Origin of the sequence: Helcococcus kunzii ATCC 51366, assembly GCF_000245755.1 — a bacterium.
GTDB classification, from domain to species: Bacteria; Bacillota; Clostridia; order Tissierellales; family Peptoniphilaceae; genus Helcococcus; species Helcococcus kunzii.
Window position 1 is genome coordinate 686,113 of sequence record NZ_JH601088.1, and the last position, 14,968, is coordinate 701,080.

Consider the following 14,968-nt stretch of genomic DNA (forward strand, 5'->3'; position numbering starts at 1 on the left):
GGGATTCTTAGTAAGTGATATATTTAATTAATAAATATTTGAGCTATTGCAATCCTGTGATAGCTCTTTTTTATAATAAATATTATTCTATTAATTTTTGTTAACATTATAAAATGATAATAGACTAACAAAATACTAATAAAATGATAATATCTTCACATTATGCTATAATTTATATGATTTTAAAAATCGAAAATAAAAAGGGGTAACATATGGTATTAAAAAACACATTTAAGCGCGGTTTTCATATTCATAGTAAAAAAGAATTAAGCCGTGGCAATAAGTACATAGAAATACCTGCACCAGATATAGTTAAGATTCCAATGCTACAACACATTGGAACTCCATCTAATCCTATTGTTAAAGTAGGAGATTATGTAAAAGTTGGACAAAAAGTTGGAGAAAAAGTGGGAGCAATTTCTGCAAATATTCACTCCAGCGTATCCGGAAAGGTAATAAAAATTGAAGTAGCGCCAGCTACTAGAGGAAATACTGTAAACTGTATTTTCATTGAGAATGATCATAAAGATGAAAAAGGCTACGAATTAATGGATAGAGATTATAATAGTATGTCTTCTGAAGAAATCATTGGAATCATTGAAGAGTTAGGTATTACAGGGCTTGGTGGGGCATCATTTCCAACTCATATTAAATTAACACCACCTGAACCAATCCAAGATGTTATTATAAATGCAGCAGAGTGTGAACCATACTTAACATCAGATGATGTTACTATGAGAAATTTTGCATCAGAAATAGTAACTGGATTGAAAATTGAAATGAAAGTACTAAATGCAAAAAATGGTCATATTCTAGTTGAAGATGATAAGCCTGAAGCTATAGCTGCTTTGCAAAAAGCTGTTGAAGGAGAATCAAATATTAGGGTTGTACCTGCTAAAGCAAAATATCCTCAAGGTGACGAAAAGAGGGTTATTGACGTTGTTTTAGGAAAAGAAGTACCTTTTGGTCAACAAACATTTAGCATTGGTGTTATCGTTTCAAATGCAACAACTGCATACGCAATTAAACAAGCCGTTTGTCACAATAAACCATTATATGAAAGAATTGTGACATTTTCTGGTGAAGCGATGAAACAAAAAGTTAATGCACTTGTTAGATTTGGTACACCAATTGCAAAAGCGATAGAACATTTAGGTGGATTAGATGATAATTTAGCTAAAGTTATCATTGGTGGTCCAATGATGGGATTTGCAAAAACTGATTTAGAAATTCCTTTAGAAAAACCTACAAATGGTATTTTAGCTTTAAGTATTGAAGAATCAGAATATCCAGAACAAGAGCCATGTATAAAATGTGCTGCTTGTGTAGAAGCTTGTCCTGTTGGATTGCAACCATTTAATCTAGAACAATTAGTTAGAAATAATGAAGTTAGAGAAGCAGAAGCAAATAATATTATGTCATGTATAGAATGTGGTCTATGCTCATATATTTGTCCTGCTCATATACCTTTAGTTGAAACATTCAAAGAAGGTAAAGCTTTAGTTAGAAAGTTAAATCAATAGGAGGAGATAATGGAAAATATAAAAAAATATAGTATGATAGCTCCTCATATAAGAAATAAAAAAAGTACACAAACTGTTATGCTTGATGTTGTAATAGCTTTATTACCAGCATTATTTGCTTCAGTGTATTTCTTTGGAGCAAGAGCATTAATTCTTACACTTGTAACTGTTGTTGCATGTGTAGCTTCAGAATTTTTAATCCAAAAATTATTACATAAACCAGTCAGAATAAAAGATTTATCAGCAGTTGTCACTGGTATGCTTTTAGCATTTAACTTGCCAGTTGAGTTTCCAATCTGGATGGCTATTGTTGGTAGTATCTTTGCAATTGTTATTGTAAAAGAATTATTTGGCGGTATTGGTCAAAACTTTATGAATCCAGCTTTAGCAGCGAGAGTATTTATGTTAGTTACATGGCCAGCACAAATGGGGACATTTACATATGACGGAGTTGCGGGTGCAACACCATTAGGCGGTAGACCTTCTTCATTAATGGATTTATTCATTGGTAATATACCAGGTACAATCGGTGAGGTTTCAAAAGTTGCTATTTTAATAGGTCTAGCTTATTTATTATTTAAACAAGTAATTAAATTAAGAATGCCATTAGCATATATGATCACATGTGCTGTTTTATTCTACATATTAAAATATGACTTTGTTGATACATTATCACAATTACTTTCTGGAGGAATTATTTTTGCAGCTGTATTTATGGTTACAGATTATTCATCATCACCAATGTCACCAATGGGACAAATAGTTTATGCTATTGGTGCAGGTATATTAACAGTTGTGATTAGACTTTATGGAGGATATCCAGAAGGTGTATCCTTTGCGATTATTATTATGAATGTATTTGTTCCTCTAATTGATAAATTAATTCGTCCAAGAGTATTTGGAGTGAAAGGGGCACAAAAATGAAAAAATCTACATCATTAATTAAAACATTATTGATTGCTGTAGTTGCCATCGCTCTAGTATTTGGAGCAAATAAATTATTAGAGCCTCTACAACAAAAAGTAGAAGGAAATAGTGAGTTTGCATCAGTATTTCCAGAAGGAAAAGATTTTAAAGAAATAGAATTTGAAAAAACTGAAAGTATAAACAAAGTTTATGAAGTTACAGATGGATCAAATGCAGTTGGTTATGTGTTTGATGCAACTGTGCCACAAGGTTATGGTGGTCCTATCAATTTCTTAATTGGTATCACAAAAGAAGGTATCATAAAAGGTATTGAAGTACTTGAACAATCAGAAACTGAAGGTTTTGGTGCTGCAATAGCTACATCAGAATTTGCTGAAGGGGTAAAAGATGTTAATGTATCCAAAGGAGTTTCAGCAGGTGAAAAAGATGTAGAAAAAGGACAAATTGAAGCTATTTCAGGGGCTACAATAACAACAAATGCATTTTTAGATGAATTAAAAACTGTTGTAAATTTACTTTCAACTTTATCTGAAAATGTTGAACAAATTGTAGAAGAAAAACCATATTATGTTGAAAAATATGAAGAACTTTTAGATGATAGTTTATCAAATTATACATTTGAAGAATTGAAATTAAACGAAGAATCACCAGAAGTGTATAATGCAAACTTAAATAGAATTATTAAAGTTGTTGGAAAAGATGGAAAGTTAAACTCTTATATTTTACAAATGTCAACAAAAGGATATGGTGGAAATATAGATATTTTAACAAGAATCAATGATGAATATAGAGTGTTTAAGTCAATATTCCCATCACAAAATGAAACACCAGATTTAGGTGGTTATATTGATGATGAAGTTTACAAAAATTCACTAGTGGGACTTAATTTAGATAAAAACTTTTTAACAAAGGCTATAAAATTAAGAGAAAATCCTACTGGAGAAAAAGATATATTATTAATTTCAGGAGCTACCATTACATCACAAGCCATTCAAAAAGCTTTTGATGGAGCGATTGAAGGACTAGTTCAATTTGATAAAGTTAAAAATGATGAGAAAAACTTCGAAAAACTAGATGTGGACGCTTTAATGGAAGCATCTGAAGATGATAAGGGTTCAAAATATAATCATGCGGAAGCTTTTGAAGCGGTTGATTCTAGTAAGCCTCTAGATAAAGGTACAAATGATGAAGTTATTGCAGTTTCACAAGCTTATGCAGGTGACAAGGAAATCGGACGCATTATAGATGTAAATGTCGATGGATTTGCAGGTGTTATTGAATACGGTCTTTTAGTTTCAAATGAAGGAATAGTTGAAGATTTTAAGGTTTACAATCATTCAGAAACTGAAGGATATGGTGCTGAGATTGCGGAAGATTCATTCAAGGATAAGATTAAGGGATTAGACTTATCAAAGACTAAGGAATTCAAAAATGGAGATAATATCGAAGGTATCTCTGGTGCGACATTTACTACAGATGGTTTAATTAAAGGATTGAATTCTGCTGTCAAAGCATTTGCTGATTCAAAAGATGCAAAAGTTGTAGAAAATGCTGATTCCAATCAAGATGGTAAAGATGCAAATTCAAATAGTTCTACTGAACATGATTACAAATCATTCAAAGGTGTTGATGAAGTTAAAGATGTTGATTTCAAATCAAATGATAAAGTTATAAAAGTAGTAGATGCTTTATCAGAAGGAAAAGAAATTGGAAGAATCTATGACGCTAAAACTACAGGTTTTGGTGGTGATATTGAATTTGGATTATTGATTTCAAAAGATGGAAAAATTGAAGATTTAGTTATTTATAATCAATCTGAAACTGAGGGATTTGGAGCTGTCATTCAAGAAGATGGATATAAGAATAATATCGTTGGTAAAAACATCAAAGAAATAGAATCTGTTGATGACATCTCTGGCGCTACCATCACATCAGAAGGTATGAGTTCCGCTTATAAAGCTATACTTGAAGTTTATGAAAGCTTGGGGCAATAGGAGGAAGTTATGAAAAATTCACATTTTGACAATATAATTAAAAATAATCCAGTATTAGTTCAAGGTTTAGGTATAGTTTCAGTTTTAGCTGTAAGTAGAACATTCAAAGGGGCGTTAATAATGTCACTTGCAGTACTTGGAGTATTTATTGCTTCAAGTATAGTAGTTTCTGCATTAAAATCATTAATCGATGATGAGTACGAAATGGTTAGCATATCAGTTATAACAGCTTTATTCTCATTTATCGCATATATGTTAATAAATGCATTTTTCCCAATTACAACTGGAGCAATGGGAATATATGCTTTCTTAATAGCTGTAAATTCAATGATCTTAAATAGATTACAAAAATATGCAAAACATGAAACCATTGGAAATTCTATAATGGACGCTTTTACAAATAGTTTAGGATATGCGGCAGTGATAGCTATTCTTGGTTTTATAAGAGAACTTATAGGAGCAGGAACTTTATTTGGTGCAAGAATTATACCAGAAGCTTACATTATTAAGACATTCCAGGAACCTGTCTTTGCCTTTATCCTATTGGGTATATTTATGGCGGTAGGAAATTCATTTACAACAAAAGTTAAAGAGGAGGCTAAATAATGGAATTTTTAAGTATAATTTTAGCAGCAGTATTTATAAATAATGTTGTTTTAACACAATTTTTCGGAGTTAGACCTCTAAGTTCAAATGCCGATGAAATAAAACTTTCATTAAAAAATGGACTTGTTATAACTGTGATTATGACAATATCTTCAGTTATCACAAAACTTGTAAATGATTATATTCTAAAAGATCATCAATACTTACAAATTATCATATTTGTATTTATTGTAACATTGATATTAGAATTATTTTCTTCATTTATTGAAAAAGAAAATAAATCATTGCTTTTAGCAAATACTTTACTATTAGGCGTTGCACTAATCGTATCTCAAAATGGGCTATCATTATTAGATACTGTATTATACAGTATTGGAGCTGGACTTGGATTTTCATTAATCACAGTCCTAGTAGATGCAATTAGATATAAATACAGAAATGCAGCAATTTCAAAGAATTACTTAGGCAATCCAATCACATTTATTGCTTTAGGTTTAATTGCGCTAGCATTTTATGGATTTAATGGATTATTTTAGAAGATAGAAAATAGACTGCTTAAAATGACTGAAAAGTTGTTTTGAGTAGTCTTTTTTTTTATATGCGGAAAGGAATTTACATTGTTTGATAAAGTTTACATTGATGAGATAAGTCACAGATTGTAAAGAATGTAAAATATATGTTAAATATATGTAAATTCTTAATATTTGAATTGATATAAAAAATAATGGTGCTATAATTTAATCGGAGGGAACGATATCATGTAAAAAATTACGTTCTTAAGGGGGAGGGTAATGAAGAAAATTTTCAAATCTATACTAATGTTAGCAATTGTAATTTCCATTTGTAGTTATACAGTATTGGGAGCAAGTTCTGTAAACTATGTAAACTATGACAATTCAAGAAATTTAACAAGAAATGGTAGTGGAGGAGCTTATGAAACTGTCTTCTACGACTATGGAACAAAGATACCAGGAGATAATGCGAGGACATTTGCAAAATCATATGGAAATACAAAAAATGCAGCTGTAATTAGATTTGCTGACTATGGTACAACTAGTTTTGAAACACAAACAAGTAATACATATAAAAATAAGTTAGCATACATAAATTATACTTCATCCAAAGATTATTTACAGCCTGGATCATTTTCAAAAGCACTTGGATTTATTGAATTTGTATTAAATATTACTGAATAAATTAATAGTAAATAAAAAATAAATTGATGATTAGGTTCCCTCTATTTTATATTAGGAGTATTACACATGAAAAGATTTAAGATGTCACTAGAATTATTTTTCCAACAAAAGTATTTTAAATGGGTTGTTTTTTTACAGATCATAATGTGTCTTTTTATGATGGTTCCAAACATCGACAAATATAAAAATGGTTTTGATTTTATTAATAAAATGAGTAATTTACCAATAAATAATTCTATTTTGTTTATGAATAAAGAAGTATATTATGTTGGTAATAATGCAATAAATATACAAGATCTAAAAGAAAATGACAAAAAATTTACAAAACTAATTAATAATAGTGAGATAGTTAAATCATACTCTCCAAGTTTTAATCATATATATATTGCAAATATAGAAAATGGTAAAGAAGTAGATTACGATACATTTGTGTATGATGAAGCATCGTTATTAAATATAATTGATGAGAAAGATATAAATAAAATTAAATTATATAAGGGTACAAATATACCTATTTTGATATCAAGTGGTAAAAAAGATACATATAAAATTGGAGATAAACTTGATAAAATAAATAAATACATATTTGGTAAAGAAAAAAATGAACTTATCCCTAATCCTGTTGATATAAAATTTGAAGTTGTAGGTTATTTTGATAGAGGTTTAGATGATTTTTTAGATAAAAATATTGTTTCAAACTCAGAACAGTTTAGATTATCAAACATATTTACAGAACCTCCAATAATTTATGATAACAAAATAATTACTTTGTACGATAAAAAAATAAATACTTTAGAGAATAATTGGATTCAACCTTCAATGAGACTTGTATATTTTAAGGATAATACAAGAGAACAAGAAATTGATCAATTTCTAGATAATCTACGTAAAGAAAACATTGGTGAATTTGCTTTGGGTAAAAACATGATTAAAGCAGATAAAGATTTTTTATATAATAGAATCTTGAGAAATTTAGATACAATAATAGGTTTAACCATTATGGTGATTATTACTTTATTTAGTATTTCTTTAATTAATAAATCAATACTCAAAAAAAGATTAAATATTTATTTAATTAATGGTGCAAAGAAGAAAGATATATATTGGATAACACACATATATTATTCAATCATGGTTTTTATACCTATTATAATATATAGCATTTTTTCTTTTATCTCTGAAAATGAGTATATAAAAAATAATGTAGAGTTCTTTACAAATGCTTTATTTAATAATTATATTATTTCAATTTCAGGTTTTATAATAATGATTGTTTTTGCTCAAATATATATTGCAATTATTACATATGTAACCATTAAAGATTTTGATAGTAGAAAATATATTGAAAGTTATAGAGAGCTATAGGAGAAAATATGAACTTTATTTTACAAGAAATTAGAGATAATTTTCCAAAATTGAAATATTTAATAATTACATTGATAATATCTATAACTATATGTTTTATGATAATTTTTTCAACAAATAAATTATATAATAATAGAGAAGAAGATTTTAATAAAACTTCTACAGCAGAATATAAAATAAGCACTGAAGGTTTAAATAAACTTAATTTAATACAAAAATACAAATTAAACTTTATGAACTTATACTTTTATCCACCTGGAGATTTAGGTAGAAAAATTGACAATCTTATATCTAGTAGTGGTTATTTGTTTACTAATGATTTTTTTGTACCTGATGATAAAAGTACTCGACCTTCCTATACTGGTAAAGTACCTAAATTTTCAGATAAAGAGATGGAAATTGCAATTCCTAAAGAATATTCTTATATTAAAAATATTAAGATAAATGATAATTTTGAAGTAAATGGAGAAAATCTAAAAGTGGTTGGATTTACAGATTCACATCATAATAACTCTTTTATTATTTCTTTAGAAACTGCAAAAAAACTTAACTTAAGTATAAATAATTTATGGGTAAACTTAAACGATGATTATACTCTATCTGAAAGAAAAGATATTTATGATAATGTATCAAACATATTAAATACAAACTATAAGATAATTAATTTTAAGGGGTATAATGATCCTATACTTGGAAGTATTGAAATGCAAACTTCCATTATCGGTCTTGCAGTTTTAAATATTACATTAATATATTGGTATGTATTAGAATCAAGAAAGAAGAGATATTTTATCTATAGATTTTCTGGGATGAATGAAAAATATTTTTATAAAATGATAACATTTGAGATTTTTATTATTTATTTAGTTTCATTTTTCATTGCTTTAAGTATATTTATTTTAATAAAATTCTTAGTACTAAAGACGATATTAAATATAGATTGGTATGATATATCACTATCAACTATATTATTAGTATTTGTTCTATTTTTATTAATTTTAGTTATTGCGACTATACTGAACGCTAGAAAATACTTTAAAAATTCTTTGATGGAGTCATACAAGGGGTAGAGATGATTAATATAAAAAAATTAAATAAATATTATAACAAGGGCAAAGATAATGAACTACATGTATTGAAAGATTTAAATCTTTTACTTTCAGATAATGAGTATATAGCGATTATGGGTACTAGTGGTGTTGGTAAATCAACATTGTTAAATATTATAGGTGGACTTGAAACTTTTGAATCTGGTATATATGAATTTTGTAATAAAGATATGTCAAATTTAAAAGAAAATGAACTTTCAGAGATCAGAGGTAAAGAGATTAGTTTTATATTTCAAGATTATATGCTTATTGAACAAGATAATATATTGAAAAATGTAAAGGTCCCTTTATACTTTGATAAAAGATATAAATTAAGTGATTTTAATGGCATGGCAAAAAATGCTTTGAAAAAAGTTGGTCTAGAAGATATTAAAACAAATAAAAAAGTTTCACAATTAAGTGGTGGACAAAAACAAAGAGTTGCTATAGCTAGAGCGATAGTAAATAAACCTAAATTATTATTAGCGGATGAGCCTACAGGAGCTGTGGATGCAGAGACAGCTGAAGAAATATTATTAGTTTTTGATGAACTAATAAAAAATGGTTTATCAATTATTTTAGTCACACATGATATAAATGTTGCTAAAAGAGCTAATAAGATTTATAAAATGATAGATGGTAGTTTATATGAGGATAAAGACGTATAAAAGCACCTTTTTCTTGCCATAAATCTAAAAATACTGTATCATACAAATATCGAAAAGAGGTATTTATGAAAACTGAAAGAGATTTATTGAGAGAAAAAGAAAAGGGATCAAACAAAAATATAAAGAACATCAAAAGTTATTCAGTATTTTTATATTCATTCGCATTACTATTTTTTGAATATTTACTATTGGATTTAGTACTTACTTCTGTAAATATAACTGAGTATAAAATGAATTTTACTATTGGACTTTTTATCACACTTATATTTATCTCACTTATTACCGTTTTATATATGTCAAATAAAACAACTAGATTTAAAGATGCAATTAAAGATAGTAAACTAAATATGTTAGCTTTAGTCATCGGTACTGTAGCTATAGTATATTTAGCAAATGTATACCTTGGTTATACTATCGTTTATCTTAGTATATTGCCGATAATATTAATAATAGCATCATTTTATATAATTGCTAAAATTTTAGAAAAGAAAATAAAATAGAAAATTTATTGGTTGTACAATAAATAGTGTTGGTGGATAAATTTCATCAACACTATCTTTAATTTAAAATAAAAAAAGACAAATTGCTCAATTTATCTTAGAATTAGATTAACCAAAAACATATCAAAGGAGAACAAAATGTCTTTTAATAATTTTACTACAAAAATGCTTTCAATAACAGATGATAATATAACTTTTTCTGATGAAATTTATGAAAAATTGATTAACAATCTTCATACTATTGTTTTTTGTGCTAAATTAACATATAAATCTCACTCTTGCCCTAAATGTGGTAATTGTGATGATAGTAAAATAATTAAACACGGTAGCAAAAATTCAATTGTTAGAATTCTTCCTGTAAATGGTCAACCTGCCGCCATTGATCTTAAAAAACAGAGATTTCTTTGCAAAGAATGTAAATCTACTTTCATCGCTGAAACTAGTCTAATTAGTAAATTTAAATCAATTTCAAATAGACTTAAAACTAAAATTTTAAAAGATATTTCTCTAAAAGTAAGTGAGATTGATATCGCTAATTTAAACAATGTTTCTCATTCTACTGTTTCAAAATATATTGACAAAGACTTTAGATCTTACAGACCTAGTTATCTTTGGTTACCCAAACATATTTCTTTCGATGAGTTTAAATCAACTAAAGATGCTGACGGTTCAATGAGTTTCATTTTTACTGATGTTGAAAATAATAAAATAATTGATATTGTTGAAAATAGACAACTTCATTTTCTGACTAAATACTTCTCTAGATTTACAGATGAAGCGAGAGCTATGGTTGAGACTGTATATATTGATATATACACACCTTACATGAGTTTGATAACAGAGATGTTTCCTAACGCAAAGATAATTCTTGATAGATTCCATATTGTAAATTTAATATCTAAAGCCTTAAATAAGACTAGGATAGCTGCTATGAAAAATTTTAACACTTCAACTATGGAATATAAACGACTTAAAAAATATTGGAAATTAATTCTTAAAGATTCTTCTACCTTACGATCTTCACATTTTTACAAATATACACATTTTAGAGAGCTTAAGTCTCAGGAAACACTGGTTGAAGATTGTATAAAATGTGATCAAGAGCTTAAAGACACTTATGATGCATATCAAATAATTCTAGGCGACATTAGAACTAAAAATTTTGAAGATTTACAAACACATCTAGTAATGCTAAAAGATAATGTATCAGATGAGATGAGGACAGTATTTGAAACATTAATTGAACATATAGAATATGTAAACAACGCATTAAAATATACTTATTCAAACGGTTATACTGAAGGAGTAAATAACTATATCAAAACTATAAAAAAGGTTGCTTTTGGATATAAGTCATTCTTTCACTTTAGAAATAGAATATTAATTTCTTTCAAATTAAAACAACAATTTAATACAATTTAAAATAACAATGGAGCTAGATTCTACTCTAACTCCAATAAAATGTTATTCTAATTCTTTACCAACACTATTTGACAAAGAACCAATTTATTGTGGGGTAGCAGATGCTATCTCATTTTTTTTTATAGCTAAATTATCAAATTTAAAATACATTAAAAGTGATTGTAAATGTTGGGTTAAAAAATGTGAAAAGGATATTATATTTTGCTTATAGTAAATATGTTAATTAACTTTAACAGTTGAAGAAATACTTGTCTAATAATGTTGAAAAAAAACATGAATATGTTATCATAAAATTACCAAATATAAAGAGAAAGGAGGAAGAGATGACTAATTTTAAAAATGTTCGAAAAGTTTTGATTGGTGTAGCATTAACATTATTAATTTTTATTTTCAACAATTTTACATTTGCTGTAAATGGAAAATTAAAACATATTCATGGAAATGTTGATTGGGGATTTTATAAGCATGGTTATGCTATAACTGAGTCCACAGCTCCAGAAAATACATTGATGAATAAAATAACAGTTAGTTTCAATGATAATTCTGGTTATACAAATGTTGCTTCAACTGCAAATAGTACATATTGCAAAGTAACTACAAACAGTTTAAATGGTAGAACAGGTTCACATTATGCATACTATTATGTAGACGGCAAACAAGTTCATAAATCAACACAAGCTTGGAAATTTAGTAATTAATATAATTAATTAAAGAAAGATAAAATTTTATCTTTCTTTAATTGATTATATTACAAAGAGGTAAATATGATTAAATTAAGAAATATTTCAGCAGGATACAATGACAAAACAATCTTAAAAAACATTAATTTGGAATTTAAGAAGGGTGAAATAGTAACGATAGTTGGTAAAAGTGGAAGTGGTAAGTCAACATTGTTAAAACTATTAAATGGTACATTAAAGCCAAAAGAAGGTAAGTATATTTTTAATGGAAATGAAGTTAGTAGTATGTCTGAGGAAGAAATAAAATTAAAATGTACACAAAATATAGGATTTGTATGGCAAAACTATAGACTAATACCGGATATTTCGGTATTAAACAATATCATGATACCATCAATAATATATGGTAAAAAAATAGATGAAATCTATTTAGAAGAAATTTTAGATTTGCTTGAAATAAAAAAATACAAATATTCATATGCATCTGATTTATCCGGTGGGGAGCAACAAAGAGTTGCTTTAGCAAGAGCAATTGTGCTAAAGCCTGAGGTCATAATGGCTGATGAACCAACAGGTGCATTGGATAGTACAACATCAAATAATTTAATTGAATTATTTTTAGAGATTAATAGAAAATATGATACATTGTGCATAATAGCAACTCATGATATAGATTTAGCAAAAATTGGTACTAAAAAAATCACAATTTCTGATGGGGAGATAATAAATGAAAAACAGTCTAAAATTGATAAAATCTTCAATCAGTAAAAAATCACGTAATTTTTGGATAACTCTACTTATTTCATCAATTATTTTGTTAATTTTATTTTTTTCAAATTCTATAATAAATTTAAATCAGGAAAGAATAATTGAAAGTAAGTTTTCCTTATATGGATCTTTTGATACAATAATTTATCAAGAAAAAGAAGAATACTCAGGCACAGAAGATAATCCGCATTCATATATTGATATTTTCAAACAAGATGATTTCATTATTGGAAGTTTTTATAATGGAGCGGAGAATTATTCTTTTTCATCAAATAATGATTATATAAAGAATTTAGAAAATGATAGTGCCATTATAACAAAGAGTTTAGCTTCAAAATTGAACATTTTAGTTAATGATAAAATTACAATAAATACTAAAAGTTTTACTATAAAAGATATTGTTAATGATTTTGGATATAATTGGATAAAAGGTTTTAGAGAAGAAAATAAAAAATTATATACTCCAAATGTATTAATAAATAATCAAACATTTTTAGATGTACAAAAAAATGATAATTACAGGATTACATTATTGGATGAAAATGAAGTTAATAAAATTGATTTTAATAATATAAAAGGAAACTATTATGAAAATAAACCAATAAAAGATGATGCGAATTTATTTTTGTTTTCATATCCAAAAGAGTTTTATTTTACACAAATTTTTATCTTATTTTTATTGGCTTGTTTTATTTTTAGTTCATACACTATTAATTCTAAAGAAAGATATTCATTATATAAAGATTTAGGTATTCAAGAATCTAATTTATTTTTTGTTGTAAGTTTAGAAATATTGATAATTGCACTTAGCTGTATACTACTTAGTTTTACATTAAATATATTGTTAGTTTATTTGTTTAAAATCGCAATAAATATTTCAAAAGTAGAATTTAATATTATTAAGGGTTATTCTTATGTTAAACTTTATATATTCTCCTACTTATTAGCAGCAACTATTTGTGCAATATTTTCAAGTAAGATAGTAAACCAAAAGCATAACACAAACAGATTAAAGAAAGACAAGATAAGATCATTAAATAATATATTAAAGGGTAAAAGTAATTTAATAATTTACTCATCAATGATGTTAATAATAATATATATGTCATTCACTTTTATAGGTTCGTTAAATACTATTGAAAATAAAAATAAAATAGTTGAATTATATGGACAATTAAAAAAAGACTATGACTTTCAAATTAATTATGTTGAAGAACAAATTCCACAGGATCACGTCTTAAAAGGAGATGAATTTATAAATGTTGAGGATTATATTAATAATAATGATTTAGGTATAACTCAATTCTATTATTATAACCATAATAATCAACTTTCAGATGTATTAGAGAAATTAAAAAATAATAAATATATTAAAAAGGTTGATCAATTTCATGAAAACTATTATGTGTATATTCCTTTGAGAAAAGAAGTGGTAGAGTCACAATTTTTTGAGATACTTGATAATGATGTTTTAAATACCGATGTAAATTTTTGGAAAAAATATTTCAATGAAGAAAATAAAGAGCTTGTATTAGCAAATATTATTTCGATGCCTGATTCTATTTTAGAAAATGTACTCAAAGAAACTTCTGGTGATGCTGATATGACGACTTTATTGAATGGAGAATCTGGAATACTTATTTCACCATCAGTTAATTTAACATCAGAAGATTTTTCTGTGGAGAATCAAAAAACATTTTATTGGGAATATAAAGAATCAGGAAAAAATATATTACGAGATGAAACACTATTAGATTATAAGGATATTGATATATACTTCCCTAAATCAAATGAAAACATAGCAGGATTTTTGAATGATAAAATCCTTGATAAATTAGATGCTAAAGTTGATAAAGTTAATTTACCATTGATATCAAAGACTTATAAAAATATTGGATGGTTTGATTTAGATAGTCATGTACTTGCATCATATAGAATATTAGTTTCAGATAAGTTTTTTGAAAAGAATAGTATCAATCATGAACCAACAAGACTTCACGTTTATCTAAATAATTTTGATAAAGCGAATGAAGTTGCAAAAGAAATATATAACTCAACAAGTAAAATTAAGAATTTACATGTAAAAGATCTATCTAATTATTTAGAGGAATTTCATAACTTCCAATATCTAAAATCGCTTATTATAGTTCTATATATAATACTAATATTTTGTATTTTGATTTTTTCTTCAATTGGTGCGTTAAATACATATTGGATGTTAAATGAAAACT

Annotated in this window: 14 protein-coding genes; all 14 read left to right on the plus strand. The window is 26.5% G+C overall.

What is annotated here, in order from left to right:
* Window positions 1-212: 212 nt before the first annotated feature.
* Window positions 213-1,523, plus strand: coding sequence for an electron transport complex subunit RsxC (gene rsxC / locus HMPREF9709_RS03020; protein ID WP_005397827.1), 1,311 nt, complete (start codon window positions 213-215; stop codon window positions 1,521-1,523).
* A 9-nt stretch (window positions 1,524-1,532) separates the two neighbouring features.
* The gene (locus HMPREF9709_RS03025; protein ID WP_005397828.1) at window positions 1,533-2,447 is read left to right on the plus strand and encodes an RnfABCDGE type electron transport complex subunit D; all 915 of its coding nucleotides are present in this window, start codon (window positions 1,533-1,535) and stop codon (window positions 2,445-2,447) included.
* Entirely contained in the window at window positions 2,444-4,444 is a 2,001-nt protein-coding gene (locus HMPREF9709_RS09525; RefSeq protein ID WP_005397829.1) for an FMN-binding protein, read from the plus strand. The genes HMPREF9709_RS03025 and HMPREF9709_RS09525 overlap by 4 nt, the downstream gene beginning before the upstream one ends.
* A 9-nt stretch (window positions 4,445-4,453) precedes the next feature.
* The gene (locus tag HMPREF9709_RS03035) at window positions 4,454-5,050 is read left to right on the plus strand and encodes an Rnf-Nqr domain containing protein (protein ID WP_005397830.1); all 597 of its coding nucleotides are present in this window, start codon (window positions 4,454-4,456) and stop codon (window positions 5,048-5,050) included.
* Window positions 5,050-5,586 (plus strand): Rnf-Nqr domain containing protein, encoded by a 537-nt coding sequence (locus tag HMPREF9709_RS03040; RefSeq protein ID WP_005397831.1) that lies wholly within the window; start codon window positions 5,050-5,052, stop codon window positions 5,584-5,586. The genes HMPREF9709_RS03035 and HMPREF9709_RS03040 overlap by 1 nt, the downstream gene beginning before the upstream one ends.
* Before the next feature lie 255 nt (window positions 5,587-5,841).
* A complete protein-coding gene (locus HMPREF9709_RS03045; protein WP_005397833.1) occupies window positions 5,842-6,246 on the plus strand; it encodes a hypothetical protein in 405 nt (134 codons plus the stop codon).
* A gap of 66 nt (window positions 6,247-6,312) precedes the next feature.
* Entirely contained in the window at window positions 6,313-7,611 is a 1,299-nt protein-coding gene (locus tag HMPREF9709_RS03050) for a hypothetical protein (RefSeq protein WP_005397835.1), read from the plus strand.
* 8 nt (window positions 7,612-7,619) lie between these two features.
* Window positions 7,620-8,681, plus strand: coding sequence for an FtsX-like permease family protein (locus HMPREF9709_RS03055; RefSeq protein WP_005397836.1), 1,062 nt, complete (start codon window positions 7,620-7,622; stop codon window positions 8,679-8,681).
* A gap of 2 nt (window positions 8,682-8,683) precedes the next feature.
* Window positions 8,684-9,367 (plus strand): ABC transporter ATP-binding protein, encoded by a 684-nt coding sequence (locus HMPREF9709_RS03060; RefSeq protein ID WP_005397841.1) that lies wholly within the window; start codon window positions 8,684-8,686, stop codon window positions 9,365-9,367.
* 65 nt (window positions 9,368-9,432) lie between these two features.
* Entirely contained in the window at window positions 9,433-9,867 is a 435-nt protein-coding gene (locus HMPREF9709_RS03065; protein WP_005397843.1) for a hypothetical protein, read from the plus strand.
* A 138-nt stretch (window positions 9,868-10,005) separates the two neighbouring features.
* Window positions 10,006-11,289: an ISL3 family transposase gene (locus HMPREF9709_RS03070; RefSeq protein WP_005397844.1), complete on the plus strand. Its 1,284-nt coding sequence runs from the start codon at window positions 10,006-10,008 to the stop codon at window positions 11,287-11,289.
* 323 nt (window positions 11,290-11,612) lie between these two features.
* Complete coding sequence (locus HMPREF9709_RS03075; RefSeq protein ID WP_005397846.1) at window positions 11,613-11,987, plus strand: hypothetical protein; 375 nt, start codon at window positions 11,613-11,615, stop codon at window positions 11,985-11,987.
* Between the two features lie 66 nt (window positions 11,988-12,053).
* Entirely contained in the window at window positions 12,054-12,737 is a 684-nt protein-coding gene (locus HMPREF9709_RS03080) for an ABC transporter ATP-binding protein (protein ID WP_005397848.1), read from the plus strand.
* A partial coding sequence (locus HMPREF9709_RS03085) for an ABC transporter permease family protein (protein WP_005397850.1) occupies window positions 12,697-14,968 on the plus strand: 2,272 nt, incomplete at its 3' end. The genes HMPREF9709_RS03080 and HMPREF9709_RS03085, both read left to right, overlap by 41 nt.

What these genes read in the sequence shown, in the direction of transcription:
- rsxC (WP_005397827.1), top strand. Translation starts at nt 213, where the DNA reads ATGGTATTAAAAAACACATTTAAGCGCGGTTTTCATATTCATAGTAAA.
- HMPREF9709_RS03025 (WP_005397828.1), top strand. Translation starts at nt 1,533, where the DNA reads ATGGAAAATATAAAAAAATATAGTATGATAGCTCCTCATATAAGAAAT.
- HMPREF9709_RS09525 (WP_005397829.1), top strand. Translation starts at nt 2,444, where the DNA reads ATGAAAAAATCTACATCATTAATTAAAACATTATTGATTGCTGTAGTT.
- HMPREF9709_RS03035 (WP_005397830.1), top strand. Translation starts at nt 4,454, where the DNA reads ATGAAAAATTCACATTTTGACAATATAATTAAAAATAATCCAGTATTA.
- HMPREF9709_RS03040 (WP_005397831.1), top strand. Translation starts at nt 5,050, where the DNA reads ATGGAATTTTTAAGTATAATTTTAGCAGCAGTATTTATAAATAATGTT.
- HMPREF9709_RS03045 (WP_005397833.1), top strand. Translation starts at nt 5,842, where the DNA reads ATGAAGAAAATTTTCAAATCTATACTAATGTTAGCAATTGTAATTTCC.
- HMPREF9709_RS03050 (WP_005397835.1), top strand. Translation starts at nt 6,313, where the DNA reads ATGAAAAGATTTAAGATGTCACTAGAATTATTTTTCCAACAAAAGTAT.
- HMPREF9709_RS03055 (WP_005397836.1), top strand. Translation starts at nt 7,620, where the DNA reads ATGAACTTTATTTTACAAGAAATTAGAGATAATTTTCCAAAATTGAAA.
- HMPREF9709_RS03060 (WP_005397841.1), top strand. Translation starts at nt 8,684, where the DNA reads ATGATTAATATAAAAAAATTAAATAAATATTATAACAAGGGCAAAGAT.
- HMPREF9709_RS03065 (WP_005397843.1), top strand. Translation starts at nt 9,433, where the DNA reads ATGAAAACTGAAAGAGATTTATTGAGAGAAAAAGAAAAGGGATCAAAC.
- HMPREF9709_RS03070 (WP_005397844.1), top strand. Translation starts at nt 10,006, where the DNA reads ATGTCTTTTAATAATTTTACTACAAAAATGCTTTCAATAACAGATGAT.
- HMPREF9709_RS03075 (WP_005397846.1), top strand. Translation starts at nt 11,613, where the DNA reads ATGACTAATTTTAAAAATGTTCGAAAAGTTTTGATTGGTGTAGCATTA.
- HMPREF9709_RS03080 (WP_005397848.1), top strand. Translation starts at nt 12,054, where the DNA reads ATGATTAAATTAAGAAATATTTCAGCAGGATACAATGACAAAACAATC.